The 25,682-nt window shown below is 59.8% G+C and carries 22 protein-coding genes and 1 riboswitch; of the genes, 9 read left to right on the top strand and 13 right to left on the bottom strand.

The features are described 5' to 3' along the window. Positions 1-164: 164 nt before the first annotated feature. A complete protein-coding gene (gene murI / locus ACJ8PE_RS23485; protein WP_025921004.1) occupies positions 165-1,028 on the bottom strand; it encodes a glutamate racemase in 864 nt (287 codons plus the stop codon). Then, complete coding sequence (btuB, locus tag ACJ8PE_RS23480) at positions 973-2,844, bottom strand: TonB-dependent vitamin B12 receptor BtuB (RefSeq protein WP_197793858.1); 1,872 nt, start codon at positions 2,842-2,844, stop codon at positions 973-975. The genes murI and btuB overlap by 56 nt, the downstream gene beginning before the upstream one ends. Positions 2,845-2,913: 69 nt before the next feature. Next, positions 2,914-3,126, bottom strand: a riboswitch (cobalamin riboswitch). 122 nt (positions 3,127-3,248) lie between these two features. Between btuB and trmA the strand changes: the two genes are divergently transcribed. After that, positions 3,249-4,352 (top strand): tRNA (uridine(54)-C5)-methyltransferase TrmA, encoded by a 1,104-nt coding sequence (gene trmA / locus ACJ8PE_RS23475; RefSeq protein WP_197761837.1) that lies wholly within the window; start codon positions 3,249-3,251, stop codon positions 4,350-4,352. 34 nt (positions 4,353-4,386) lie between these two features. Here the strand turns inward: trmA and ACJ8PE_RS23470 are convergent, their stop codons facing one another. Then, positions 4,387-4,758, bottom strand: coding sequence for a YijD family membrane protein (locus ACJ8PE_RS23470; protein WP_025304650.1), 372 nt, complete (start codon positions 4,756-4,758; stop codon positions 4,387-4,389). Positions 4,759-4,773: 15 nt separating this feature from the next. Further along, positions 4,774-5,406, bottom strand: a complete 633-nt coding sequence (fabR, locus tag ACJ8PE_RS23465) for an HTH-type transcriptional repressor FabR (protein ID WP_004931044.1) — start codon at positions 5,404-5,406, stop codon at positions 4,774-4,776. A gap of 218 nt (positions 5,407-5,624) precedes the next feature. Here fabR and sthA point away from each other — a divergent pair, with 218 nt between their 5' ends. Beyond that, positions 5,625-7,022 (top strand): Si-specific NAD(P)(+) transhydrogenase, encoded by a 1,398-nt coding sequence (gene sthA, locus ACJ8PE_RS23460; RefSeq protein ID WP_004931047.1) that lies wholly within the window; start codon positions 5,625-5,627, stop codon positions 7,020-7,022. Here sthA and oxyR read toward each other — a convergent pair. Further along, on the bottom strand, positions 7,005-7,922 hold the full coding sequence (gene oxyR / locus ACJ8PE_RS23455; protein WP_033652202.1) for a DNA-binding transcriptional regulator OxyR: 918 nt from the start codon (positions 7,920-7,922) through the stop codon (positions 7,005-7,007). The genes sthA and oxyR overlap by 18 nt on opposite strands. Before the next feature lie 151 nt (positions 7,923-8,073). Here oxyR and ACJ8PE_RS23450 point away from each other — a divergent pair, with 151 nt between their 5' ends. The 4 genes from ACJ8PE_RS23450 to ACJ8PE_RS23435 all read left to right on the top strand — a co-directional run bounded on the left by ACJ8PE_RS23450 (position 8,074) and on the right by ACJ8PE_RS23435 (position 11,065). Then, a complete protein-coding gene (locus ACJ8PE_RS23450; protein WP_015379403.1) occupies positions 8,074-8,805 on the top strand; it encodes a glutathione peroxidase in 732 nt (243 codons plus the stop codon). A 72-nt stretch (positions 8,806-8,877) separates the two neighbouring features. Further along, positions 8,878-10,326 carry a dihydrolipoyl dehydrogenase gene (locus ACJ8PE_RS23445; RefSeq protein WP_197761839.1) on the top strand — a complete coding sequence of 483 codons (1,449 nt, stop codon included), beginning with the start codon at positions 8,878-8,880 and terminating at the stop codon, positions 10,324-10,326. Between the two features lie 165 nt (positions 10,327-10,491). Beyond that, the gene (locus tag ACJ8PE_RS23440) at positions 10,492-10,752 is read left to right on the top strand and encodes a toxin HicA (RefSeq protein WP_197761841.1); all 261 of its coding nucleotides are present in this window, start codon (positions 10,492-10,494) and stop codon (positions 10,750-10,752) included. Further along, a complete protein-coding gene (locus tag ACJ8PE_RS23435) occupies positions 10,739-11,065 on the top strand; it encodes a type II toxin-antitoxin system HicB family antitoxin (RefSeq protein WP_033652204.1) in 327 nt (108 codons plus the stop codon). Before ACJ8PE_RS23440 ends, ACJ8PE_RS23435 begins: the two co-directional genes overlap by 14 nt. Before the next feature lie 33 nt (positions 11,066-11,098). On the opposite strand, the gene argH is transcribed toward ACJ8PE_RS23435, so the two are convergent. The 4 genes from argH to argC form a co-directional block, all read right to left on the bottom strand. Beyond that, positions 11,099-12,472: an argininosuccinate lyase gene (argH, locus tag ACJ8PE_RS23430; protein WP_004931059.1), complete on the bottom strand. Its 1,374-nt coding sequence runs from the start codon at positions 12,470-12,472 to the stop codon at positions 11,099-11,101. Positions 12,473-12,541: 69 nt separating this feature from the next. Further along, complete coding sequence (locus tag ACJ8PE_RS23425) at positions 12,542-13,762, bottom strand: argininosuccinate synthase (protein WP_004931061.1); 1,221 nt, start codon at positions 13,760-13,762, stop codon at positions 12,542-12,544. Between the two features lie 25 nt (positions 13,763-13,787). Beyond that, a complete protein-coding gene (gene argB, locus ACJ8PE_RS23420) occupies positions 13,788-14,561 on the bottom strand; it encodes an acetylglutamate kinase (protein WP_015379408.1) in 774 nt (257 codons plus the stop codon). Between the two features lie 20 nt (positions 14,562-14,581). Next, positions 14,582-15,586 (bottom strand): N-acetyl-gamma-glutamyl-phosphate reductase, encoded by a 1,005-nt coding sequence (argC, locus tag ACJ8PE_RS23415; RefSeq protein WP_025304655.1) that lies wholly within the window; start codon positions 15,584-15,586, stop codon positions 14,582-14,584. A 216-nt stretch (positions 15,587-15,802) separates the two neighbouring features. Here argC and argE point away from each other — a divergent pair, with 216 nt between their 5' ends. Both argE and ppc read left to right on the top strand, forming a co-directional pair. Then, the gene (gene argE, locus ACJ8PE_RS23410) at positions 15,803-16,948 is read left to right on the top strand and encodes an acetylornithine deacetylase (RefSeq protein WP_033631320.1); all 1,146 of its coding nucleotides are present in this window, start codon (positions 15,803-15,805) and stop codon (positions 16,946-16,948) included. Between the two features lie 261 nt (positions 16,949-17,209). Beyond that, positions 17,210-19,846 (top strand): phosphoenolpyruvate carboxylase, encoded by a 2,637-nt coding sequence (gene ppc, locus ACJ8PE_RS23405; protein ID WP_004931070.1) that lies wholly within the window; start codon positions 17,210-17,212, stop codon positions 19,844-19,846. A gap of 106 nt (positions 19,847-19,952) precedes the next feature. On the opposite strand, the gene metF is transcribed toward ppc, so the two are convergent. The 3 genes from metF to metB form a co-directional block, all read right to left on the bottom strand. Then, a complete protein-coding gene (metF, locus tag ACJ8PE_RS23400; RefSeq protein WP_197793772.1) occupies positions 19,953-20,849 on the bottom strand; it encodes a methylenetetrahydrofolate reductase in 897 nt (298 codons plus the stop codon). Positions 20,850-21,077: 228 nt separating this feature from the next. Then, positions 21,078-23,513, bottom strand: coding sequence for a bifunctional aspartate kinase/homoserine dehydrogenase II (locus ACJ8PE_RS23395; RefSeq protein ID WP_197761845.1), 2,436 nt, complete (start codon positions 23,511-23,513; stop codon positions 21,078-21,080). Between the two features lie 2 nt (positions 23,514-23,515). After that, positions 23,516-24,676, bottom strand: coding sequence for a cystathionine gamma-synthase (metB, locus tag ACJ8PE_RS23390; protein ID WP_033645215.1), 1,161 nt, complete (start codon positions 24,674-24,676; stop codon positions 23,516-23,518). 304 nt (positions 24,677-24,980) lie between these two features. Between metB and metJ the strand changes: the two genes are divergently transcribed. Further along, positions 24,981-25,298 carry a met regulon transcriptional regulator MetJ gene (metJ, locus tag ACJ8PE_RS23385; RefSeq protein ID WP_004931076.1) on the top strand — a complete coding sequence of 106 codons (318 nt, stop codon included), beginning with the start codon at positions 24,981-24,983 and terminating at the stop codon, positions 25,296-25,298. A 77-nt stretch (positions 25,299-25,375) separates the two neighbouring features. Here metJ and rpmE read toward each other — a convergent pair whose 3' ends face one another. Continuing rightward, positions 25,376-25,591 carry a 50S ribosomal protein L31 gene (rpmE, locus tag ACJ8PE_RS23380; RefSeq protein WP_004931078.1) on the bottom strand — a complete coding sequence of 72 codons (216 nt, stop codon included), beginning with the start codon at positions 25,589-25,591 and terminating at the stop codon, positions 25,376-25,378. Between the last annotated feature and the right edge of the window lie 91 nt (positions 25,592-25,682).

The following is a 25,682-nucleotide window of genomic DNA, read 5'->3' as shown; positions in this document are numbered from 1 at the left end:
TCACCCGGAGAGTCAAGCGTTTATTTCGCTTTCTTCTCGCTGACCCGGCGGCTTGTCAGTCGTTGTTCCCGGTCAGTGGAGGCGCATTATAGGGAGTTCTCGGCAGGCCGCAACCCCTATTTTCAATATTTTTTCCGACCGTTGAATGTTTAACCAAAACACCGTTAAAGCGGCAGTTTTTTCAACGATTTAAAGCCATAGCCCTGCAAAACGGGCAATAAAGCGTCAGTATCTTCATTTAACGCCATGCAATACGCCAGATTCTCTTCCTGGCTCGAGACCAGGTTTTCCTGCGTAGAGATGAGCCAGGCGGTGCGACGGGCAATCGCCGCGCCGGAATCCACCAATCGGGTGCCTTCCGGCAACACCTGCATCAGCTCTTCAGCTAAAAGAGGGAAATGGGTGCAGCCCAGAACGACCGTATCCGGCGGCTCGCGCATGCTCAGCCACGGATGCAGGATCTTCTTCAGCACCGGTAGTGGCACGGCTTCGCCATGCAGCTTGGCTTCCGCCAGCTCCACCAGTTCTGAAGAGCCCAGCAGTTCAATCTTGCAGTCGGTGGCGAAACGGGAAATCAGCTCATGGGTGTAGCTACGCTGTACGGTGCCGCGGGTCGCCAACAGGCCGACAATGCCGTTGACGGTAAGACGGGCCGCCGGTTTGATGGCGGGCACCACGCCCACGACAGGGAAACTGAAACGCTCGCGCAGGGCCGGCAAGGAAACGGTGCTGGCGGTGTTGCAGGCGATGACGACAATCGCCAGAGGATGACGCTGCTGCACCGCGCCGACAATCTCCAGCACGCGCTCAACGATAAACTCTTCTGACTTCTCGCCGTAGGGGAACGCCACGTTGTCGAACGCGTATATATAGTGGAGATCCGGCAGCAACTGCCGAATCTCCTGATACACCGACAGCCCGCCGACGCCGGAATCGAAAACCAGCACCGTCGGGCGAGGTGTGGCGGTGCTGTTAGAAGGTATAGCTTCCAGTGAGGTAGTATTCTCTTCCTGGAGTAGCGTAGCCATAGGCCGTCTCATAATCTTTATCAAACAGGTTGGCAATTCTACCACGAACTGTCAGATGAGATGTGACCGGATACGAAACTGCGAGATCCCACAGGCTCACGCCGCCAAGTTTAACGCTTTGTTCCGGATAGGTACTGTAATCCTTGTCATAACGTTGACCCAGATATTGATAAGTCACCGCCCAGTCAAAGTCATACAGCTGCCAGTCCAGCTCATATTTCACCTGCTGCTTGGCGCGCCGCAGCAGCACTTCATTGGTCTTGGCGTTGCGAGGATCGACATAGTCATAACCAATCTGATGCGTCAACGGGCCGGTATCAAACGAGGCCGTCGCTTCAATCCCTTTGATGGTCGCCTTACCCACGTTGTAATAGACGTAGTTGGTTTCCCCCGTGGAATCGATCAAATTGTCGATGTCGTTGCGATAACCGGAGATGCGCCAGGTCACCGGGCCGGTCAGCCCTTCAAAGCCACCTTCCCACTGCTTGCTTTCTTCCGGTTTCAGATCGGTGTTGTTACCGAAGTTGCCGTATAGCTGGCTCATATTCGGTGCTTTGAACGCCGTGCCATACGATGCGATAAAACGGTATCCCTCGACGAATTCCCAAGCCGCGCTGGTTTGCCAGGTGCCATGCCAGCCAAACTCGGAATGATCGTCACCTCGAACCGCACCTTCCAACGTTACCGGGCCAACCAGTTGCTGCGCAGTCAGATAGATGCCTGCATCACGTTGGCTTTTTTCACCCTTCACGGTGGTGGAATCCGGTTTGATTTTCTGTTGCTGCCAGTCGACGCCAGAGCTTACGGTACCCTGTACAACCTGCAGCGTATTGCCCCACTGCAGGTTGTACTGTTCGGAATCCACCAGGCTGGCCGAGCTGTCATGCATGCCGAGGCGAGGATCGTAATCGTAATCCTTGCTATGGCTGTAGCTGCCAATCACTTGTGTTGCGTAAATGCCTTCTTTATAGCGCAATCCGGTATCCCAGGTTTGGCTATACAGTTTGCGCGTATCCAGCAGAGGGCTGGTCGGTGAGGAATAATAACTATCATACGCCGTGCGGTTGTCGTAACCATACCCGCGCACAAAACCGCTGACCGATTCGCTGAACTGGTGCTCAAGCGCACCATACAGCGACTTACTCATAAAGCCATCGCGATCCTGTTGGCTTTGCATGCCGGTGCTGCCGTAGGCCACCACGTCATACCCTTTGGTGTAGGTGTAGTCACCCGCCACCGTCGCCACGGTGCTGTCGCCCAACTGCTGTTGAGTCGACGCGTCATAGGATTGATAGCCGTTGGAGCCGACGCCGGCTGAGAGCGTAGTACCGTTCTTTTCGCGGGTGGTAATAATGTTGACCACGCCGCCGATGGCGTCGGAGCCGTACACCGCCGAGCGCGGGCCGCGGATGTATTCAACTTTCTGCACCAACGAAATCGGGATTTGGCTAAGGTCAGAAGAGCCGCTGACGCCCGCCTGATTAAGGCGAATGCCGTCAATTAGCACCAGCACGTGGCTGGAGTTGGTGCCGCGAATAAACAGCGAGCTCTTTTGCCCCAACCCGCCGTTTTGGCCAACGTCCACGCCCGGCAAACGGCGCATCACGTCGGTCAGGCTCTTGGCCTGCCAGCGATCGATATCGTTGCGGGTGACGATGGTGGTCGGCGCCAGCACGGAAGAAACCGGCTGCGGGAAACGGTTGGCGGTAACCACCAGGTTATCGCCATTCGTGGCTGTGGTGTTGTCTTGCGCCCATCCAGAAAAAGCCGTGACGGAAGAGACCACCGCCAGCAGCGTATTTTTTGTAATTGTCATGAGAAAAGCATCCAAACTTAATTGGCGGATGCCGCAGGATCATGGCCGGTAGTTCGCGACGGCCACGGACATTGCGACGTAACACCGGCAGGTCTTCGGGCTTGGGATTTGCGGGCCGCAAGGCGCGACCGGCAACGGGCGATGACTTCCCATCCTGCAGTGGACAGTGTCTGCGTCGAAACGCTATCGCCGTGACTTCCCCTTACCGCTGCGCGTCAGCTCCGGATTCACACCGGATTCCCTTTTCACTCGCTGCTTGAGGCCGGACGGCAATGCTACGATCAATGCAAATAGATGTCTAGACTGCCATTAATGTTACAAATAATAAACGCGACAAAACTGGACTTCACGGGCTGATTCCCTACAATCCCCGCTGATCAAATTTGCCTGACGAGAAGAAACACATGACGCCCGAGAATTTGCCTATTGAACGTTACGATGACCAACTGGCGGAGAAAGTCGCCCGCCTGAAGACGTTGATGTCACCGTTCGCGGCGCCCGAGCCGGAAGTGTTCCGCTCGCCAGTCGACCACTACCGCATGCGCGCCGAATTCCGCATCTGGCACGACGCGGAAGACATGTATCACATCATGTTCGATCAGCAGACCAAGCAGCGTATTCGCGTCGATCAGTTCCCGGCCGCCAGCGAGCTGATCAACCGCCTGATGACCGCCCTGATCACCGCGCTGAAACCGGAGCCGATCCTGCGCCACAAGCTGTTCCAGATAGATTATCTGTCGACGCGAAGCGGCAAAATCATCGCTTCGCTGCTGTATCACCGCAAGCTGGATGACGTTTGGCAACAGCGCGCCGAGCAGTTGCGCGACGAGCTGCGCGCGCAGGGTTTCGACCTGCAGCTGATCGGCCGGGCGTCGAAGACCAAGATCATGCTCGACCAGGATTATGTTGACGAAGTGCTGCCGGTCGCCGGCCGCGACATGATTTATCGCCAGGTGGAAAACAGTTTCACTCAGCCCAACGCGGCCATGAACGTGCAGATGCTGGAGTGGGCGTTGGCGGTCACCGCCGGTTCCAAAGGCGATTTGCTGGAGTTGTACTGCGGCAATGGCAACTTCTCGCTGGCGCTGGCGCGCAATTTCGAGCGCGTGCTGGCGACCGAGATCGCCAAACCGTCGGTGGCGGCGGCGCAGTACAACATCGCCGCCAACCATATCGACAACGTGCAGATCATCCGCATGGCGGCGGAAGACTTCACTCAGGCGATGAATGGAGTACGCGAATTCAACCGGTTGAAAGGCATCGATCTGAGCGGCTACAACTGCGAGACGATTTTCGTCGATCCGCCGCGCAGCGGGCTGGACGATGAAACGGTGAAGATGGTGCAGGCTTACCCGCGCATTCTGTATATTTCATGCAATCCGGAAACGTTGTGCGCCAACCTGGAAACGCTGCAGGCCACCCACCGGGTCAGCCGTCTGGCGCTGTTCGATCAGTTCCCGTATACCCATCACATGGAATGCGGCGTGTTGCTGGAAAAGCACCGCTGATATGACAGGGGCGCCATGATGGCGCCCCGTTTCATTACGATTCTTGAGTCGGCGCATCCGGCGCCTTGCGCGCCTTCAGTTTCATGCCGATCCACAGCACCAGCGCCACGCAGATCACCGACGGCAGGAAGTTGGAGCCGATCTGCGGATACTCGGCGCGCACGATGGCGCTGTACAGCAGCAGCCCCAGCAGGAAACAGGCCGCCGCCAGCTTCGGCATGCCGTCCGGCATGGCGCGGTTCAGGTAACGCTGATGCAGGCAGTACACCGCCAGCACCAACGCGATCAGCGGGAAGATCGAAAACGGCACCACCGAGCTGAACAGCGCGGCAAAGGAACCGTTGATCGAAAGGCCGGCAATCAACGCCAGCAGTAAGGTGCCATTTTCACGGCCTGGTTTTTCCATCATTTTTTACCTTTTTTATACGTGGGACACAGAAGCTTTTTCTTGTTCGCGACGATACCAGTAATACGCCCCTTTGGAGATCATCCGCAGTTGCAGCACCAGCCGTTCTTCCAGCTGCTGCCGCTGCTCGACGTCGATATCCAGCGCTTCCGCGCCGGCGCTGAACACGATGGTGACCATCGCTTCGGCCTGCGCTTCGGTAAAGCTGCGCGGCATGTGATTTTCCAACTCGAGGTAGTCCGCCAGTTCGGCGATGAAATGCTGGATCTCGCGCGCCACCGCCGCACGGAATGCCGCCGACGTGCCGGAGCGCTCGCGCAGCAGCAGGCGGAAGGCGTTCGGGTTGTTACCGATAAATTCCATAAAGGTGGACACCGAGGTGCGGATCACGCTGCCGCCCTTGGCGATGCGTTGGCGCGCCTGGCGCATCAACTGACGCAGCATCAGGCCGCTTTCGTCCACCATGGTCAGCCCCAACTCGTCCACATCGCGGAAATGGCGATAGAACGACGTGGGCGCGATGCCCGCCTCGCGTGAAACTTCCCGCAGGCTCAGACTGGCGAAGCTGCGTTCGGCGCTCAGCTGGCTGAAAGCGGCTTCGATCAGGGAACGACGAGTCCGTTCTTTTTGTTGTGCTCTGACGCCCATATGCATATCCGGATAGGTTCCATTTTCTCAGTCTAACGCCCTAGACTCGGCAATATAGCAAATTTTATTGCAACAGCATTTATACTAACGCGCTCTATCACACTTCCGCCCTGAGCCGATTGTGCTTTGACTCAAAAAGCCTAATGGTGATTGGGTGAGCAGCGCTATGATGTTAAGATACCGTTGTAATCTTGTATAAAAAAACAGGTCTCTCCTACATGCAACAGCACTATCAATTTGATGCCATTGTGATTGGCTCGGGCCCTGGTGGTGAAGGTGCCGCCATGGGGCTGGTGAAACAAGGCGCCCGCGTGGCCGTTATCGAACGGTACAATAACGTAGGCGGCGGATGTACCCATTGGGGCACCATCCCCTCCAAAGCCCTCCGCCACGCCGTCAGCCGCATTATCGAATTCAACCAGAACCCGCTTTACAACAACTCGCGCACGCTCAGCGCGACCTTCCCTGACATTTTACGCCACGCCGATAACGTCATCAGCCAGCAGACCCGAATGCGCCAAGGGTTCTATGAGCGGAACCAGTGCAAACTGTTCGCCGGCGACGCGCGCTTCATCGACGCCAACACCGTCAGCGTCAGCTACATGGACGGCACCCAGGACACCATCCGCGCCGATCACATCGTGATCGCCTGCGGCTCGCGTCCTTACCATCCGGCCAGCGTCGATTTCAACCATCCGCGCATCTACGACAGCGATTCCATTCTCGAGCTGAGCCATGAGCCGCGCCACGTGATCATTTACGGCGCCGGGGTGATCGGCTGCGAGTATGCGTCCATCTTCCGCGGCCTGAACGTCAAGGTCGATCTGATCAACACCCGCGATCGTCTGCTGGCGTTCCTCGATCAGGAGATGTCGGATTCGCTCTCTTACCACTTCTGGAACAACGGCGTGGTGATCCGCCACAACGAAGAATTCGAGAAGATCGAAGGCACCGAAGACGGCGTGATCGTGCACCTGAAGTCCGGCAAGAAGGTGAAAGCGGACTGCCTGCTGTACGCCAACGGCCGTACCGGCAACACCGATTCGCTGGGGTTGGAGAACGTCGGCCTGGAGTCGGACAGCCGCGGGCTGCTGAAAGTGAACAGCATGTATCAAACCGCGCTGTCGCACATTTATGCGGTCGGTGACGTGATCGGCTATCCGAGCCTGGCTTCCGCCGCCTACGATCAGGGCCGCATCGCCGCGCAAGCGATCGCCTCCGGCGAAGCCAGCGGTCACTTAATCGAAGATATCCCGACCGGCATCTACACCATTCCGGAAATCAGCTCCGTCGGCAAAACCGAGCAGGAACTGACCGCGATGAAGGTGCCGTATGAAGTGGGCCGCGCCCAGTTCAAGCATCTGGCGCGCGCGCAGATAGCCGGGATGAACGTCGGCAGCCTGAAGATCCTGTTCCATCGCGACACCCTGCAGATCCTTGGGATCCACTGCTTCGGCGAGCGTGCGGCGGAGATCATCCATATCGGCCAGGCGATCATGGAACAGAAAGGTGAAGGCAATACTATCGAGTATTTCGTTAATACGACCTTCAACTATCCGACCATGGCCGAAGCCTACCGGGTGGCGGCGCTAAACGGCTTAAACCGCCTGTTTTAACGCGCTGTCGATGTAGCCCTGCATGTGTTCGCGGATCGCCTCGGCCAGTTGCTCATAACGGCTGCGCAAAGGGGAGCCGGGGCGGTACACCAGCGCGATGGTGCGCTTCGGCTCCGGCTTGTAGCAATCCAGATAGCAGACGCCGTCGCGTTCGCGCTGCGGCGGTACCGCCAGTGACGGCAGCAGGGTAATGCCGCTGCCGGCCGCGACCATATTGCGCAGCGTTTCCAGACTGGTGGCGCGGAAGTGGGTATCTTCGTCCGCGCCCGCCTGGAAGCAGAAGCCCATCGCCTGATCGCGCAGGCAGTGGCCATCCTCCAGCATCAGCAGTTTCTCACCCGCCAAATCCGGCATCGGCACGCGCTCGCGCTGCGCCCACGGGTGATCGGAGTACACCGCCAGCTTCATCGGTTCATCGAACAAAGGCACTTCGATAAACGCCTCGGTTTCCTTCACCAATGCCAGAATGGCGCAGTCCAGTTTTCCGCTGTCGAGTTGCGCCAGCAGCTGATGGGTTTGCGCTTCGTGCAGGTACATTTCCAGTTTCGGGAACGTTTTGTGCAGCGTCGGGATGATCTGCGGCAGCAGATAAGGCCCCACGGTCGGGATCAGGCCGATGTGCAACGGTCCGGACATGGCTTCGCCCTGCTGGCTGGCCATCTCCTTCAATACTTTCACTTCTCGCAGCACGGTACGCGCCTGCTCCACCAGCAACAGACCCGCCTGGGTGAACAGCACCTTGCGGCTGGTGCGTTCGAGCAGCATGACGCCCAACTCGTCTTCCAGCTTGCGGATCTGCCCGCTCAGCGTGGGTTGGCTTACATGGCATGAATCGGCCGCGCGGCGGAAGTGCCGGTGCTCGGCCAAGGCGACCAGATACTCTAAATCACGAATATTCATTGTTTCCCTCCATTCCATGATAGCTCATGGCGATAGATAAGATAGCAATGAGCGATTAGATCTATCAAGCCCCAGCGACAATAATGTGTCCCAACGAAGCGATATCGCGCTAAATGCTAAAAATTACTTTTCCTAATTAAGGGGTTAATCAATGTTTACCAGTCAAGAAGGCAAGAAAGTTCCTCAGGTTACTTTCCACACCCGTCAGGGCGACCAATGGATTGATGTGACCACTGATGACCTGTTCAAAAACAAAACCGTCATTGTTTTCTCGCTGCCGGGCGCGTTCACGCCGACCTGTTCTTCGAGCCACCTGCCGCGCTACAACGAACTGTCCAGCGTATTCAAGCAGCACGGCGTCGACAGCATTCTTTGCGTCTCCGTGAACGACACCTTCGTCATGAACGCCTGGAAAGCCGACCAACATGCGGAAAACATCACCTTCGTGCCGGACGGCAACGGTGAATTCACCAAAGGCATGAACATGCTGGTCGAGAAAGCGGATCTGGGCTTTGGCCCTCGCTCATGGCGCTACTCGATGCTGGTACGCAACGGTGTGGTCGAGAAAATGTTTGTTGAGCCGAACAAGCCGGGCGACCCGTTTGAAGTGTCCGACGCCGACACCATGCTGAAATACCTGGCGCCGGAATTCAAAGTGCAGGAATCGGTCTCCCTGTTCACCAAACCGGGCTGCCCATTCTGCGCCAAAGCCAAGCAGATGCTGCAAGAGCGCGGCATTCAGTATGAAGAGATCGTGCTGGGCAAAGACGCTACCACCGTCAGCCTGCGCGCCGTCAGCGGCCGCGCCACGGTGCCGCAGGTCTTCATCGGCGGCCGTCACATCGGCGGCAGCGACGACCTGGAAACATTCCTGTCAGCTTAATAAGTAATAACAAAGCCAACGTGAACTTTGGCGGGCTACGGCCCGCCCTTTTTTTACCTTTCAGGAGCGGATATGAAACTGTTGAACGTTGATGTCGCGGTCATCGGCGGCGGCACCGCAGGGCTCGGCGCCTATCGCGCGGCCAAACTGTCTACCCCCAGCGTGGTGATGATTGAAGGCGGGCCGTACGGCACCACCTGTGCGCGCGTTGGCTGCATGCCATCCAAATTATTGATCGCCGCCGCCGAAGCGGTGCATCAAATCGAACGTGCGCCGGGCTTTGGCGTGCACCCAACCGGCAAAACGCGTATCGACGGACGCGAGGTGATGGCGCGCGTCAAACGCGAACGCGATCGTTTCGTCGGCTTCGTGCTGGAAGGCGTGGACGAGATCCCGGCCGCCGAAAAAATTCAGGGCTATGCCCGCTTTATCGACGACAACACGCTGCAGGTCGATGACCATACGCGCATCGTGGCGCAGCGCATCGTGATCGCCACCGGCTCTCGCCCCAGCTGGCCGGCGCCGTGGAATGAACTGGGCGACCGCCTGATCGTCAACGACGATCTGTTCAACTGGGATGACTTGCCGCAGTCCGTGGCGGTATTCGGCCCCGGCGTGATCGGGCTGGAGCTGGGGCAAGCGCTGCACCGCCTCGGCGTCGACACCAAGGTCTTCGGCATCGGCGGCGCCGTCGGGCCGCTGACCGACAGCGCCGTGCGCGATTACGCTGCGAAGGCGCTGGGGGAAGAATTCTACCTCGACGCCGACGTGAAAGTGGAGATGATGCAGCGCGAAGGCGACCGCGTATTTATCCGCTATCAGGATCTGCAGGGCCAGTCGCAGGAGATCCTGGTGGACTACGTGCTGGCCGCCACCGGCCGCCGCCCCAACGTCGATCGGCTGGGCCTCGAAAATACCGGCCTGCAGCTCGACGCTCGAGGCGTGCCGCTGGCCGACCGCCTGACGATGCAAACCAGCGTGCCGCATATCTTTATCGCCGGCGACGCCAGCAACCAGCTGCCGCTGTTGCATGAGGCCAGCGATCAGGCGCGCATCGCCGGCGCCAATGCCGGCAGCTTCCCGGAGATCAATCCGGGTCTGCGCCGCAGCGCGATTTCGGTGGTGTTCTCCGATCCGCAGATCGCCATGGTCGGCTCGACCTTCCGCGAGCTGAGCGAGAAGTTCAGCGCCTGCGGCTGTTTTGAAGTGGGCAAGGTCTCTTTTGAGAATCAGGGCCGCTCGCGGGTGATGCTGCGCAACAAGGGCGTTCTGCACGTTTACGGCGAGCAAGGCACCGGCCGTTTCCTCGGCGCGGAAATGATCGGCCCGGACGCCGAACACATTGCGCACCTGTTAGCCTGGGCGCACCAACAGCAGATGACTGTCGATCAGATGCTGGACATGCCGTTCTATCATCCGGTGATCGAAGAAGGCTTGCGCACTGCGCTGCGCGACCTGCAGGCGAAGCTCAAACTCGGCACGGCCGAAATCGAGCGCTGTCAGCGCTGTCCGGGCGAATAACGCCTCCTTATCCGTTCACACCTACCGGGCCTTCAGGCCCGGTTTTTTTGCGCAGCGCTTTCCAGATTTTCCTCCCTCCTCTTGCCTCACGGCCCTCCTGCGCTCATTTTTTTTTATGCTTTGATATTGAAGTGATATCAATAATAATACTAAAATGGAGGCAACATGAACGAGATCAGGGATGACATCGCTGATTTGCAACAGCGGCAGAACAGCATCAAATTCGCCGAGTTAGCGAAAATCTGCGTGCGATGGTTTGGGCCGCCGCGCATAAACGGTAGCAGCCATCACGTTTATCGCATGCCCTGGCCAGGCGATCCGCGCATCAATATCCAACGCGGCAACAACGGCGCGGCCAAGGCATATCAGGTTAAGCAGGTCATCGTCGCACTGGCCAGAATGGAGGAAGAACATGGAAAAGCATGAACACTATACCTATCGCATCACCTGGTCAGCGCAAGACCGTGAATATGTCGGGCTGTGCGCCGAATTCCCCTCGTTGTCCTGGCTGGCCGCCACGCGTACCGGCGCATTGGAGGGGATCGAGAAAGTGGTGAGTGAAACGATCGCCGACATGCTGGCACAAGGCGAAACGCCGCCGCAGGCGTTGGCGGAGAAAAATTTCAGCGGCAAACTGGTGCTGCGCATGACGCCGGAACAGCATCGCCGGCTGGCGATCGGCGCGATGGAAGAAGGCGTGAGCCTAAACCGTTATCTCTGCGCACGCCTGGCGGGGTAAAGGTTCAAGGGCGGCACCAGGCCGCCCTCGTCGTCAAGCCAAACGCTGTTTCGCTGCGGCGATGGCCGCGGCCACCTGCTGCGGCGCGACGCCGCCTTTGGCCGCACGTTTGTCCAGGCAGGATTGCAACGCCAGGATCGGATAGACGTCGTCGCCAATCGTCGCGCTGAACTGCTGCAAATCCGCCAGCGGCAACGCTTCCAGCGGTTTGCCCTGGCGAATGGCTTCTACCACCGCCTCACCGACGATATGGTGCGCTTCGCGGAACGGCACGCCTTTGGCGACCAGGTAGTCCGCCAGCTCAGTGGCATTCGCATAACCCTGCTCCGCCGCTTCCCGGCAGCGCGGGCGCTTCACCTGAATGCCGTCCAGCACCAGCGCCGCCATCTGCAGGCAGTCCATCCAGGTGTCGAGCGCGTCGAACAGCCCTTCTTTGTCTTCCTGCATGTCTTTGTTGTACGCCAGCGGCAGGCCTTTCAGCGTCATCATCATGCCGGTCAGCGCGCCCTGTACGCGGCCGCACTTGCCGCGGATCAGCTCCAGCGCGTCCGGGTTTTTCTTCTGCGGCATCAGCGAAGAGCCGGAGGTCACGCGGTCAGACAGCTCGACAAACGCCGCCTCGCCGCTGTTGAAGAAGATCAGATCTTCGGCGAAGCGCGACAGGTGCACCATGCTGATGGCGGCGTTGGACAGCAGCTCCAGCACGTGATCGCGATCAGATACGCTGTCCAGGCTGTTGCGGGTCGCCGAGGCGAAGCCCAGCCAGCCGGCCAGCTGCTCGCGATCGATAGGATACGCGGTGCCGGCCAGCGCGCCGCTGCCCAGCGGGCTGACGTCCAGCCGTTTCAGGGTATCCTGCAGGCGGCTTTCATCGCGCGCCAGCATCTCGACATAGGCCAGGCACCAGTGCGCGAAAGTCACTGGCTGCGCACGTTGCAGGTGGGTATACCCCGGCATCACCGCATCCTGGTTGGCTTCGGCGGTCTCCACCAGCGCCTGCTGCAGCTGGACAATCGCCTGATGCAGATCGCCGATCTGCTGTTTGCACCACAGCTTCAGATCGGTCGCGACCTGATCGTTGCGGCTGCGGCCGGTGTGCAGCTTCTTGCCCAAATCGCCGACCTTCTCGATCAGCTTCTGCTCCACCCAGCTGTGGATGTCTTCGGCATCGCTTTGGACGATCGCCAAAGGATCGGCCTGGACTTCCGTCAGCAAGGCATTCAGCGCCTGCTCCAGTTGCTGTTGCTCCGTTGCCGTCAACACGTTAACGGTCACCAGCGCCTTCGACCAGGCCACCGAGCCCACGATATCTTGCTCCGCCAGGCGATAATCGAACCGCAGCGAATCGTTAAGTTGCTTGAACCGCTGATCCGCCGCCTGAGTGAACCGTCCGCCCCAAAGTGCCATACCTTTACTCCTGAATTTTTATGCGAAAGGGCGCAGCATGCTGCGCCCTTGCAGAGTCACGCCAATCGGTTATTTATTCTTTTTCTCGTTCAACGCGCGGATGCGTGAAGACAGAGAGAACAGGCGGATAAAGCCGCCCGCGTGGCTGTGATCGTAAACTTCGTCTTCGCCGAAGGTGGCGAACTCTTCGGAGTACAGGCTGTTGGCGGATTTTTTCTGGGTCGCCGTCACCTGGCCTTTGTACAGCTGCAGCACCACTTCACCGTTCACCTCTTCAGCCAATGCTTCGGCAGAGGCCTGCAGCGAGCGGCGCAGCGGCGCGAACCAGCGGCCGTCGTACACCACATAGGACATCTCCAGGCCCAGCTGCTCGCGCCATTTGAAGCTGTCGCGATCCAGCACCAGCTGCTCGATGGCGCGCAGCGCCGCCACCATGATGGTGCCCCCCGGGGTCTCATAGCAGCCGCGGGATTTGATGCCCACCAGACGGTTTTCCACGATGTCGATACGGCCGACGCCGTGCTTGGCGCCCAGCGCGTTCAGGGTTTCCAGGCACTGGTACGGCGACAGCGCTTTACCGTTAACCGCCACGACGCGGCCTTTCTCGACGGTAACGGTCACCTGCTCAGGCTGGTCCGGCGCTTCCTGCGGATCGACGGTCCATACCCAGCAATCCTTATTTGGCGCGTTCCACGGGCTTTCCAGCACGCCGCCTTCGGTGGAGATGTGCCAGGCGTTCTCATCGCGGCTGTAGATTTTCTCCAGCGATGCGGTGGTCGGGATATTGCGCTCTTTCAGGTAATCCAGCAGCGCTTCACGGGAACGCAGGTTCCACTCGCGCCACGGCGCTACCACTTTCAGCTGCGGCGCCAGCGCGGTGTAGGTGGTTTCGAAACGCACCTGATCGTTGCCTTTGCCGGTCGCGCCGTGGCACAGCGCGTCTGCGCCCACTTTCAACGCCAGCTCGACCTGCGCCTTGGCGATGATCGGCCGCGCCATCGAGGTGCCCAGCAGGTAGCTGCCCTCGTACAGGGCGCCGGTCTGCAGCACCGGATAAACGTAATCGCGGATAAATTCTTCACGCAGATCGACCACGTGACATTCAGAGGCACCGGACTGCAGGGCTTTTTGCTCCACGCCTTCCAGATCGCTGCGCTCCTGGCCGATGTCCGCCACGAACGCCACCACTTCACAGCCGCCGTAGTTCTCTTTCAGCCATGGAATGATGGCCGAGGTATCCAGGCCGCCGGAGTACGCCAGAACGATTTTTTTGATGCCTTGGTTTTGCATGATCTATTCCTTTCTAATTCTAAAATTAAGCGAGGATCCGGGTGCCAATCGACACGCCGTTAAACAAAGCAGGAAGCTGATCGGCATGGCGCCAGCTGGCGATATCCACCGGGCGGCCGAGGGTGCGGGCAGCGTCGAGCGCCGCATTCACCTTCACCACCATACCATCGGTGATGATGCCTTGCGCGATCAGTTGTTCCGCTTTTTGCGCCGTCATTTCCGCAATGCGTTGGCCCTTGCCGTCGAGGATGCCGCTGACGTCCGACAGCAGGATAAGGTCCGCCCCCAGCGTCGCCGCCAGCGCCGTCGCCGCCTGATCGGCGTTCACGTTCATTAACTGCCCTTCGGCGGTGATACCGATGGAGCTGATAACCGGCAGGTAGCCGGCACCCAGCAGGGTATTGAGCAGCGCGGGCGAGCCGGGCTGCGCGTTGCCGACGTGGCCCAATGCCGGATCGAGCTGGGTCACGACCGCGCTGCCGCCGTCCGCCAGGCTCAGGCCGACGGCGTTGATTTGATGCTTAATCGCCCACGCCAGCAGCGTTTTGTTGGCGGTGCCGGCCAGCGCGCCGGTGATGATGTCGATCTGATCGGCCGGCGTGACGCGCAGGCCGTTCTTTTTCACCACAGGTAAAGCGAGCTGCTTCATCAGCTCGTCCACCACGCAGCCGCCGCCGTGCACGATCACCAGCGGGCGCTGGTGCTGCTGTCGATAGCTGTCCAACGCGGTAAACAGACGCTCCAGCGCTTCTTCACTGTCTAATAACACGCCACCTAACTTGATAATTAACGGGTTCATTGCTGTTTACTCACGCTGGTTTAAAGGAGTGATTGGGTTTCCGGGAAGCCGAAACGGATATTCAGGCATTGCACCGCCTGCGCCGCCGCGCCTTTCAGCAGATTGTCTTCCACCGCCACGGCGATCAGATGCTCGCCCTGCACCGCAAAACCGATGTCGCAGAACGGCAGCCCCACCACCGCTTTCAGCGCCGGCACGCCCTGGTCGTACAGCCGCACCAGCGGCTTGTCGTCATAGGCGGCATGATAGGCGGCCGCGACGTCCTGCGCGGTCACGCCGGCTTTCAGACGGCAGGTGATGGTTTCAAGGATGCCGCGCGGGAAATTGCCCAGGTGCGGCGTAAAGATGACCGGCACGCCGAGGTGTGCGGCGATCTCCGGCTGGTGCCGATGAGTGAAAATACCGTACGGCTGCAGGCTCACTTCGCAGAAGCTGGTGGTCATGCTGGCCTTGCGCCCGGCGCCGCTAACGCCGCTGGTGGCGTTGATCACCGGCCACTGATCCAGATTCAGCAGCTGTTTTTCGATCAACGGTTTTAGTGCCAGCTGCGCCGCCGTCGGGTAACAGCCCGGCACCGCGATCAGCTGCGCCTGTTTAATCTTGTCGCTCTGCCACTCTGCCAGGCCGTACACCGCCTGCTCCAACAGAGCGCCATGCTGATGTTCGAAACCGTAGTACTGGCTATAAAAACCGGCGTCCTGCACGCGGAAGGCGCCGGACAGATCGAACACCACGCAGCCCGCCGCCAGGAAAGCCGGTGCGATATCGTGGCTGACTTCATGGGCGGTGGCGAGGAACACTACATCGATGCCCTGCGCCGCCTTGGCGACGTCAGTCAACGGCTGCAGCGGCAGATCGACGATGCCTTTCAACTGGGGATGGAGATCGGAAAGCAACTTTCCTGCATCTGCACTTTGCGCTGAAACCGCTAAAGCGGTTATGTTCATGTGTGGGTGGCGATTCAGGTAAGCCGTGAGCTCCGCTCCGGCGTAACCGCTGGCACCAACGATCAGCGTATTCAACATGTGGCCTTTCACCTTCTAAACTGACGTGCGGTCGCTTGCGACCCAGGTAACAGGGCTAGCCAGCGTTGTTGCGCCGTTCACCCACGGAGCCAGGCGTTGATGCTTTTATAAACATCCGGGCATCGGGTTCCCTTACGCTTCGGCTTACTGTATTTTTATTCAAAATAAATGCATGAATATTGATACTATCCTAACCTAAGGCTGTCAACAGTGAAGATGAAATTACCTCCATTTATTGAGCTGTACCGGGCGTTGATCGCCACTCCGTCAATCAGCGCCACCGATGCCGGCCTCGATCAGAGCAATGAGGCGTTAATCAACTTGCTGGCCGGATGGTTTGCCGACCTGGGCTTTCGCGTCGACGTACAGCCGGTGCCGGAGTCGCGCCACAAATTCAACCTGCTGGCCAGCATCGGCGAAGGCAGCGGCGGCCTGCTGCTGGCCGGCCACACCGATACGGTGCCTTACGACGAAGGCCGCTGGACGCGCGATCCCTTCACCCTGACCGAGCACGACAACAAGCTCTACGGGCTGGGCACCGCCGACATGAAAGGCTTCTTCGCCTTTATTCTGGATGCGGTGCGCGATATCGACGCGAGCAAGCTGACCAAGCCGTTGTACATTTTAGCCACCGCAGATGAAGAAACGACGATGGCCGGCGCGCGGTACTTCGCCGCCTCTACCGCCATTCGTCCGGATTTCGCCATCATCGGCGAGCCGACCTCGCTGCAGCCGGTGCGCGCGCACAAGGGCCATATGGCCAACGCCATTCGCATCGTCGGCCAGTCCGGCCACTCCAGCGATCCGGCGCGCGGCGTCAACGCCATCGATCTGATGCACGAGTCCATCGGCCGCCTGATGGAGCTGCGCAAAACCCTGCAGGAGCGCTACAACAACCCGGCGTTCGCCGTGCCTTATCCCACCATGAACTTCGGCCATATCAGCGGCGGCGACGCGGCCAACCGCATCTGCGCCTGTTGCGAACTGCACCTGGATATCCGCCCGTTGCCCGGCATGACGCTCGACAACATCAACGAACTGATGCATCAGGCGCTGGAGCCGGTAAGCCAACGCTGGCCGGGCCGCCTGACCATCGAAGAGCTGCACGCGTCGGTGCCGGGCTACGAGTGCCCGACCGACCACCGCATGGTGGCGGTGATCGAGGAGCTGCTGGGCACCCGCACGCAGGTGGTCAACTACTGCACCGAAGCGCCGTTCGTGCAACAGGTCTGCCCGACCCTGGTGCTCGGCCCCGGTTCCATCGATCAGGCCCACCAGCCGGACGAATACATCGACACCGCGTTTATCGAACCGACGCGCAAACTGCTGGGCCAGCTGGTCAGTCACTTTTGCCGGCAATAAACCCGACATTTAACAGGGGAAATGCTTTATGCTTCCCCTAACTCAAAATAAGTAGAAGACAGCGAAATAAGCCACGCTGATAACCCACGCGGCGTAATTAAATTTCAGAAAATGCGCCGATTTTGATGTTTTTTTGCTAAAAATAGTGTCAATTGACGATTGGACAGGAACGCGATGTGATCAGGCGGGCGGTCTGTGCCTGACGCGTGAAATTTATTTACAAGATAAAAATCATACATACAGAACTGGGTCAGGGGTTATATGAACGAACAATATTCGGCAATGCGCAGTAATGTCAGTATGCTCGGCAAATTGCTCGGCGATACCATCAAAGAAGCGCTGGGCGAGCATATTCTCGATCGCGTTGAGACCATCCGTAAGCTTTCCAAATCCTCACGCGCCGGCAACGAAGCGCATCGCCAGGAGCTGCTTTCTACCCTGCAGAACTTGTCCAATGACGAGCTGCTGCCGGTGGCGCGCGCCTTCAGCCAGTTCCTCAACCTGACCAACGTCGCCGAGCAGTATCACAGCATTTCGCCCAACGGCGAGGCCGCCAGCAACCCGGAAGCGCTGGCCCAACTGTTCAGCCGCCTCAAAGACAAAAAGCTCAGCGACAAAGAGCTGCAGCACGCGGTGTCACAACTCTCCATCGAGCTGGTGCTGACGGCGCACCCGACGGAGATCACCCGCCGCACCCTGATCCACAAGCTGGTGGAGGTCAACACCTGCCTCAGCCAGCTCGATCACAACGATCTGGCCGACTACGAGCGCAACAAGATCATGCGCCGCCTGCGCCAGCTGGTGGCTCAGTCGTGGCACACCGATGAAATTCGCAAACACCGCCCTTCCCCGATCGACGAAGCCAAATGGGGTTTTGCCGTCGTGGAAAACAGCCTGTGGGAAGGCGTGCCGGCGTTCCTGCGCGAATTCAACGAACAGCTGGAAAACTCCATCGATTACAGCCTGCCGGTAGAAGCGGTGCCGGTGCGCTTCACCTCCTGGATGGGCGGCGACCGCGACGGCAACCCGAACGTCACCGCCGAAATTACCCGCCATGTGCTGCTGCTCAGCCGCTGGAAAGCCTGCGACCTGTTTACCCGCGACATCCAGGTGCTGGTCTCCGAGCTGTCGATGACCGAGTGCACCCCTGAGCTGCGCGCCCGCGCCGGCGGCGATGAGGTGCAGGAACCGTACCGCGAAATCATGAAGCAGCTGCGCAGCCAGCTGATGAGTTCCCAGGCTTATCTTGAAGGTCGCCTGAAGGGCGAGCGCGTGCTGAAACCGCACGACCTGCTGGTGAACAACGAGCAGCTGTGGGAGCCGCTGTATGCCTGCTACCAGTCGCTGCAGGCCTGCGGCATGGGCATCATCGCCAATGGTCAACTGCTGGATACCCTGCGCCGCGTGCGCTGCTTCGGCGTGCCGCTGGTGCGCATCGACGTGCGCCAGGAAAGCACTCGCCATACCGAAGCCATCGCCGAGCTGACCCGTTATCTGGGGCTGGGCGACTATGAAAGCTGGTCGGAAGCCGATAAACAGGCGTTCCTGATCCGCGAACTGAACTCCAAACGCCCGCTGGTACCGCTGAAGTGGCAACCGAGCGCCGACACGCAGGAAGTGCTGGAAACCTGCCGGGTGATCGCCGAAGCGCCGCAGGGCTCGATCGCCGCCTACGTGATTTCGATGGCGCGCACGCCTTCCGACGTGCTGGCGGTGCACCTGCTGCTGAAAGAGGCCGGCTGCCCGTTCGCGCTGCCGGTCGCCCCGCTGTTCGAAACCCTCGACGACCTGAACAACGCCGACGACGTAATGACCCAGTTGCTGAACATCGACTGGTATCGCGGCTTCATCCAGGGCAAACAGATGGTGATGATCGGCTATTCCGACTCGGCGAAAGACGCCGGCGTGATGGCCGCTTCCTGGGCGCAGTACCGCGCGCAGGACGCGCTGATCAAAACCTGTGAAAAGGCCGGCGTGGCGCTGACGCTGTTCCACGGCCGCGGCGGTTCCATCGGCCGCGGCGGCGCTCCGGCGCATGCGGCGCTGCTGTCGCAGCCGCCGGGCAGCCTGAAGGGCGGCCTGCGCGTCACCGAACAGGGCGAGATGATCCGCTTCAAGTTCGGCCTGCCGGAAGTCACCATCAGCAGCCTGGCGCTGTATGCCGGCGCGATCCTCGAGGCCAACCTGCTGCCGCCGCCGGAACCGAAGAAAGAATGGCGGGCGCTGATGGACGACCTGTCCGAGACCTCCTGCCGAATGTATCGCGGCTACGTGCGTGAAAACCCGGACTTCGTGCCTTACTTCCGCGCGGCCACGCCGGAGCTGGAGCTGGGCAAACTGCCGCTGGGCTCACGCCCGGCCAAGCGCAAGCCGAACGGCGGCGTCGAGAGCCTGCGCGCCATTCCGTGGATCTTCGCCTGGACGCAGAACCGCCTGATGCTGCCGGCCTGGCTCGGCGCCGGCGCCGGATTGCAGGAAGCGGTGAAGGCCGGCAAACAGGCGGAGCTGGAGGCGATGTGCCGCGATTGGCCGTTCTTCTCCACCCGCATCGCCATGCTGGAAATGGTGTTCGCCAAAGCCGACCTGTGGCTGGCGGAATACTACGATCAGCGCCTGGTGGATAAATCGCTGTGGCCGCTGGGCCAACAGCTGCGCGATCAGCTGGAAAGCGACATCAAGGTGGTGCTGACCATCGCTAACGATGCGCACCTGATGGAAGACCTGCCGTGGATCGCCGAATCCATCGCGCTGCGCAACGTCTATACCGACCCGTTGAACGTCTTGCAGGCCGAATTGCTGCACCGTTCGCGCCAGCAGGAGCAGCCGGACGCCCGCGTGGAGCAGGCGTTGATGGTTACCATCGCCGGCGTCGCCGCCGGGATGCGCAACACCGGCTAGTGAGCCTCATCGCGGCCCCGTTTATCGGGGCCGCTTTTTTATGCCTTTCCCCCACAAAAAAAGGGCGCCGCGGTAAAGCGGCGCCCTTTTCAATGGAACAAGCCCGTCAGGCGGCGGCCACCGGGCGCACGCCCAGCGTGTGGCAGATCGCGTAGCTCATCTCTGCACGGTTCAGCGTATAGAAGTGGAAATCTTTCACCCCTTCGCGGCTCAGGATCTTCACCATGTCCATGGCGATGTTGGCGCCGACCATTTTGCGGGTCTCCGCATCGTTGTCCAGCCCTTCGAACATGCTGGTCATCCAGCTTGGCACCCGCACGTTGGTCATGGTGGCGAAGCGCTGCAACTGCTTGAAGTTGGACACCGGCAGAATGCCCGGTACGATTTCCACGTCGATACCGGCGGCGACGCAGCGGTCGCGAAAGCGCAGGTAGCTCTCAACGTCGAAGAAGAACTGGGTAATCGCGCGACTGGCGCCGGCATCGATCTTGCGTTTCAGGTTAATCAAATCGGCCTGGGCGCTCTTCGCCTCCGGATGCACTTCCGGGTAAGCGGCGACGGAAATGTCGAAGTCACCCACGTCTTTCAGCAGCGCCACCAGATCGGTCGCGTACATTTCCGGCTTGCCGCCGCCCGGCGGCAGATCGCCGCGCAGCGCCACGATATGGCGGATGCCGCTGTTCCAGTAATCGGTCGCGATGTCGCGCAGCTGCACCGGGCTGGCGTCGATGCAGGTCAGGTGCGGCGCCGCCTCCAGGCCGGTGCGTTCCTTGATCCCTTTGATGATGCTGTGGGTGCGATCGCGCTCGCCGGAGTTGGCGCCGTAGGTGACGGAAACGAATTTAGGTTTGAGAATGCTCAGACGATCGATCGACTGCCACAGGGTCTCTTCCATCTCGCTGGTGCGTGGCGGGAAGAACTCGAATGATACGTTAATCTGGCCGTTCAACTCCGCCAGACTCTGATTCAGCGCTTCCCGCTGGTTTGCGTGGAAAAAACTCATACCCTGCTCACCTCTTATCGATCACTGTTTTTATTTCATTTTGATGAGCGTCTATACGTTTAGACGTCTAGATAGAAAATGCCGCATGTTGGCTAAAGAGTCAACAGGAAAATGAGGGGAATAAGATGATTAATCCTCACCCGCTCAACGAGGGAATTTCATGATCGCGACAAAGATAAGTATGGCAGGAAAAGCCAAGGGGCGCGGTGAGCCCGCGCCCGCAGAGGATTAAAGCAGCTGCGCCAATCGGTTAAGGTCTGATTGGATCGCGCCGGCGGTCACATCGCGGCCGGCGCCCGGCCCGCGGATCACCAGCGGATTATCGCGATACCAGCGGCTTTCGATGGCGAACACGTTGTCGCACGGCAGCAGCGAGGCCAGAGGATGCTCAGGGCGCACCGCCTCCACGCCGACCCGCGCCTTGCCGTTGGCGTCGAAACGCGCCACGTGGCGCAGCACCAGGCCCATTTCGCTGGCGGCCTCAAAGCGCTGCTGCATCTGCTGATTCAGCGCCTCACCGTTCTCGAAGAACTGATCGACGGAGCCCAGCTCGCACCCCGCCGGCACCAGCGACTCGACCCGCACCTGGTTCGGTTCGATGTCGTAGCCCGCCTCGCGCGCCAGGATCACCAGCTTGCGCATCACATCCTGGCCGGAGAGATCGACCCGCGGATCCGGTTCGGTCAGCCCCTGCTGCCAGGCCTGATCCACCAGCTCGGTGAACGGCACCGTGCCGTCATACTGCAGGAACAGCCAGGAGAGCGTGCCGGAGAAGATGCCGCTGATCGCCAGAATGCTGTCGCCGCTGTCGCGCAGATCGCGCACCGTGTGGTTGACCGGCAGGCCGGCGCCAACGGTGGCGTTATACAGCCAGTGGCGGCCGGTTTTGGCGAAGGCGTCGCGTATTTGGCGATAGCTGTCGCTGCACGAGGCCCCCGCCAACTTGTTGGCGCTGATCACGTGGAAACCGTAGCTGGCGAAATCCAGATACTGCCCGGCCAGCTCTTCGCTGGCGGTCACGTCGAGCACCACCAGATCGTCGAACGGGTGCGCGCGCATCCACAGGAACAGCGATTCTTCATCCAGCTCCTGCGCTTCGTCCTCAAAGAATGCCAGCGCGCGGCTGGCGTCCAGCCCGTCATAGTTCAGCAGGCTGCGGCGGCTGTCCACCACCCCCGCCAGGATAAATTCGAAGCCGCTGCGCGCGGAGATATTGGTCTGCTCACGGGCGAACAGCTCCAGCCAGCGCGACCCGATATTGCCCTTGCCGAACAGCACCAAACCGATGCGCTTCTCGGCGCGGAACAGGCTTTGGTGCAGCCCCTGGATCAGCAGCGCGGTCGGCCCCTGGCGCAATACCGCCACCAGGCTGATGCCATCTTCCGCCTGCCAGATAAACTCGACCGGCTGATCTTTCAGCTGCTGATAGAAACGGTGGCTGTGCAGCGGGTTCTTGCACACCCCGGCGCCGACCATCGCCACCAGCGCCAACCCTTCGCGCAGGCGCAGCTCGCCTGGCAGCACCGCGGCCTGCAGCGTCGCCAGCGCGCTGTTGACCACCTCGGAGGTGTAGCACAGCTGCACCAGGTTGCGGTCTGGGTGGATGCCCACCGCCAGCGGTTTGATCTGCGCTCGCTTGAGCACCAGATCCAACTCTTTCTGCGCCAGTTTGAAGTCATGCTGAGCGGCGACGTGCAGTTCAATCAGACACACGTCATCGTGGCTGGTGACAATCTTGGCGCCGGTGCCGGACGCCAATACGCGCTCGATGCGCGTCGAGCCCTGCTCCGGCTGGTAGCTGCAGCGCAGCTGAAGATCGATATCGCTGCCGGAGACCGGCTGCAGGGTGCGGGTATGCAGCACCGGCGCCGCCAGGCGCGCCAGCTCGCTGGCTTCGTCCAGGCGCAGCAGCGGCAGCAGGCAGGCGTCTTTCACCTTGCGCGGGTCGGCGCTGTAAACCCCGGCCACGTCGCTCCAGATGGTGACGCGCGCAGCGCCGGCCAACGCGCCGACCTGAGTGGCGGAGTAGTCACTGCCGTTACGCCCCAACAGCACGGTTTCCCCGGCGTCGTTGCGCGAAATGAAGCCGGTCACCACCAGGCGTTTGCCCGGATGTTGAGCCAACAATTGCTGCAGCAGCGGATAAGAACGGCCTTCATCCACCTGTGGCTGCGCGGCGCGCTCGGCGCGCAGGAAGTCACGCGCATCCAGCCAGGCCGCCTGCATGTCCAGGTGGTTGAGCACCGCCGCCATCAGGCGCGCCGACCAAATCTCGCCGTGCCCGACCACTTCGGCGTAGCACACCTCGTCGACGTTGCCGTCCAGCAGCGCCGCCAGGCGTTCCAGATCCTGAATGAACTCGGCGATCAGCGGCTCTGCGCTTTCCGGCGGCAACAGGCCGCTGATAAGATCGCTGTGATAACGACGCAACGTCTGCTGCACCTGGTGCGCAGACAGGCGATCGCTCTGGCTGAGCTTCAGCCAGTTGATCAACTGATTGGTGGTACTGCCGGCGGCCGATACCACCATCATGTCGCCCGGCTGGCTGTATTCCGCCATAATCCCGGCCACACGCAGATAACACTTCACATCCGCCAGACTGCTGCCGCCAAACTTGTGCAGTTGACGCCCGCTCACCGGCCCTGCTACAGCAATTGCATTCATGCTTACCTCGTTGCCGCCGCCTGGAAAGCGCGTTCCAGATCGGCAATCAAATCTTCACTGTCTTCAATACCCACGGAAATGCGCAGCAGGCTCTCGGAGATGCCGGCCGCTGCCCGCGCCTCCGCCGCCATGCCGGCGTGAGTCATGGTCGCTGCATGCGAGATCAGGCTTTCTACGCCGCCCAACGATTCTGCCAGAGTAAACAGCTCAAGGGCAGAGAGAAAACGGCGCAGCACCGCTTCATCGCCGTCCAGCTCAAAACTCAGCATCGCACCGAAACCGCGCTGCTGACGACGGGCGATCTCATGCCCCGGATTCTCCGGCAGGGAGGGATGATACAGCTTTTTCACCAGCGGTTGCTGCTGTAAATAATCAACAATCGCTTCAGCGTTTTGTTGCGCCGCCTTGATGCGTGGCGACAACGTGCGCATGCCGCGCAGCAACAGATAGCTGTCGAACGCGCCGCCGGTCACGCCGATGTTGTTCGCCCACCAGGCCAGCTCGACCGCCAACTCAGGATCTTTGGCGATCACCGCGCCGGCCACCACGTCCGAATGCCCGTTGAGGTATTTGGTGCAAGAATGGACCACCAGATCGGCACCGAGTTCGATCGGCTGTTGCAGGGCCGGGCTGAGGAACGTGTTGTCCACCACCGTCAACGCGCCCGCCGCGTGCGCGGCAGCGCAGATCGCCGCGATGTCCACCACCCGCAGCAGCGGATTGCTGGGGCTTTCTATCAACACCAGCTTCGGCTTTTGCGCCAGCGCCTGTTGCAGGGCGGCCTCATTGCCTTGATCGACGAACAGCACGCGATAAGCGCCGCGCTTGCTCAGGCTGTCGAATAACCGATAGCTGCCGCCGTAACAGTCGTGCGGCGCCACCAGCAGATCGCCGGGCTTCAGCAGTACGGTGGTCACCAGATGGATCGCCGACATCCCGCTGCCGGTCATCACCGCGCCGGCACCGCCTTCCAGCTCCGCCAACGCGCGCTGCACCACGTCGCGCGTCGGGTTGCCGCGGCGCGAGTAGTCATGAGCTCGGGGTTGATTGAAGTCGGTAAAGTTATAGGTGCTGGACAGATGAATCGGCGGGACAACGCAGCCGTACTGTTCGTCGTCGTTCAGGCCGCTGCGTACGGCAATCGTGGCTGGTTTACGCGTCATGGGCTCGCTCGGCTCTCGGTTCGGTGAATGAGGCCTAAAGAGTAATCGCAGGATTGATAGACGTCAATACATCTGGACATCTAAACTTCTTTGCGTATAGATTGAGCAATGACACAATACCCGCTAAAATTATGCCGATATGACATGACGATAAGATGTTAAGCGGCAATGCCTGGCCGAAGCGGGGCATTCAGTGACCCTGGTCGCGTAAAATTGACATTTATTTAGTGAGAACAGTGAAGATCGGGCATAATTGGCCGGTTTTTAGAATTTTGTAATTTTTCTGACAAAGTTAAGGTGTCCCATGGCTGAGTGGAACGGCGAGTATGTCAGCCCTTACGCTGAACACGGTAAAAAAAGCGAGCAAGTCAAAAAGATCACGGTATCCATTCCGCTGAAGGTCCTGAAAATCCTCACCGACGAACGGACCCGTCGCCAGGTGAACAACCTGCGCCACGCCACCAACAGCGAACTTCTGTGCGAAGCGTTTCTGCATGCCTTTACCGGCCAGCCGCTGCCGAACGATGAAGACCTGCGTAAAGAGCGCAGCGATGAAATCCCGGAAGCCGCAAAAGCGTTGATGCGCGAACTGGGTGTCGATCCCGATACCTGGGAATATTGAGAACCGCCCGGCGAACGCCGGCGGCAGAAAAGAAAAAAGGCGCCCAGGGCGCCTTTTTCATCGGTCGATAAGAAATCTTATTTCTTAGCGCCTGGTACGCTGAAACGCTTGTTGAAGCGGTCAACGCGGCCACCGGTAGCAACGTCACGCTGCTTGCCAGTGTAGAACGGGTGGCATGCGCCACAAACGTCCAGGTTCAGATCGTGGCCCACGGTGGAGCGGATCTTCATCACGTTACCGCAAGAGCAGTTAGCAGTAACTTCTTCGTATTTTGGGTGGATACCTTGTTTCATGGGAAACCTCAGTTAAGGCCGTGTCGCTATCCAGCCCTGTTTCGCCAGACACCACACGTGGTTGATAATAGAATTTTGGTATCGAATTATA

The sequence above is a fragment of the Serratia sp. CY74737 genome, from assembly GCF_052166775.1.
In the GTDB taxonomy this organism is placed as follows: Bacteria; Pseudomonadota; Gammaproteobacteria; order Enterobacterales; family Enterobacteriaceae; genus Serratia; species Serratia ureilytica.
This window is presented reverse-complemented; position numbering and strand designations above follow the sequence as displayed.

Coding starts and splice junctions, on each gene's coding strand:
- murI (WP_025921004.1), bottom strand. CDS start 1,028: ATGGCTACGCTACTCCAGGAAGAGAATACTACCTCACTGGAAGCTATA.
- btuB (WP_197793858.1), bottom strand. CDS start 2,844: ATGACAATTACAAAAAATACGCTGCTGGCGGTGGTCTCTTCCGTCACG.
- trmA (WP_197761837.1), top strand. CDS start 3,249: ATGACGCCCGAGAATTTGCCTATTGAACGTTACGATGACCAACTGGCG.
- ACJ8PE_RS23470 (WP_025304650.1), bottom strand. CDS start 4,758: ATGGAAAAACCAGGCCGTGAAAATGGCACCTTACTGCTGGCGTTGATT.
- fabR (WP_004931044.1), bottom strand. CDS start 5,406: ATGGGCGTCAGAGCACAACAAAAAGAACGGACTCGTCGTTCCCTGATC.
- sthA (WP_004931047.1), top strand. CDS start 5,625: ATGCAACAGCACTATCAATTTGATGCCATTGTGATTGGCTCGGGCCCT.
- oxyR (WP_033652202.1), bottom strand. CDS start 7,922: ATGAATATTCGTGATTTAGAGTATCTGGTCGCCTTGGCCGAGCACCGG.
- ACJ8PE_RS23450 (WP_015379403.1), top strand. CDS start 8,074: ATGTTTACCAGTCAAGAAGGCAAGAAAGTTCCTCAGGTTACTTTCCAC.
- ACJ8PE_RS23445 (WP_197761839.1), top strand. CDS start 8,878: ATGAAACTGTTGAACGTTGATGTCGCGGTCATCGGCGGCGGCACCGCA.
- ACJ8PE_RS23440 (WP_197761841.1), top strand. CDS start 10,492: ATGAACGAGATCAGGGATGACATCGCTGATTTGCAACAGCGGCAGAAC.
- ACJ8PE_RS23435 (WP_033652204.1), top strand. CDS start 10,739: ATGGAAAAGCATGAACACTATACCTATCGCATCACCTGGTCAGCGCAA.
- argH (WP_004931059.1), bottom strand. CDS start 12,472: ATGGCACTTTGGGGCGGACGGTTCACTCAGGCGGCGGATCAGCGGTTC.
- ACJ8PE_RS23425 (WP_004931061.1), bottom strand. CDS start 13,762: ATGCAAAACCAAGGCATCAAAAAAATCGTTCTGGCGTACTCCGGCGGC.
- argB (WP_015379408.1), bottom strand. CDS start 14,561: ATGAACCCGTTAATTATCAAGTTAGGTGGCGTGTTATTAGACAGTGAA.
- argC (WP_025304655.1), bottom strand. CDS start 15,586: ATGTTGAATACGCTGATCGTTGGTGCCAGCGGTTACGCCGGAGCGGAG.
- argE (WP_033631320.1), top strand. CDS start 15,803: ATGAAATTACCTCCATTTATTGAGCTGTACCGGGCGTTGATCGCCACT.
- ppc (WP_004931070.1), top strand. CDS start 17,210: ATGAACGAACAATATTCGGCAATGCGCAGTAATGTCAGTATGCTCGGC.
- metF (WP_197793772.1), bottom strand. CDS start 20,849: ATGAGTTTTTTCCACGCAAACCAGCGGGAAGCGCTGAATCAGAGTCTG.
- ACJ8PE_RS23395 (WP_197761845.1), bottom strand. CDS start 23,513: ATGAATGCAATTGCTGTAGCAGGGCCGGTGAGCGGGCGTCAACTGCAC.
- metB (WP_033645215.1), bottom strand. CDS start 24,676: ATGACGCGTAAACCAGCCACGATTGCCGTACGCAGCGGCCTGAACGAC.
- metJ (WP_004931076.1), top strand. CDS start 24,981: ATGGCTGAGTGGAACGGCGAGTATGTCAGCCCTTACGCTGAACACGGT.
- rpmE (WP_004931078.1), bottom strand. CDS start 25,591: ATGAAACAAGGTATCCACCCAAAATACGAAGAAGTTACTGCTAACTGC.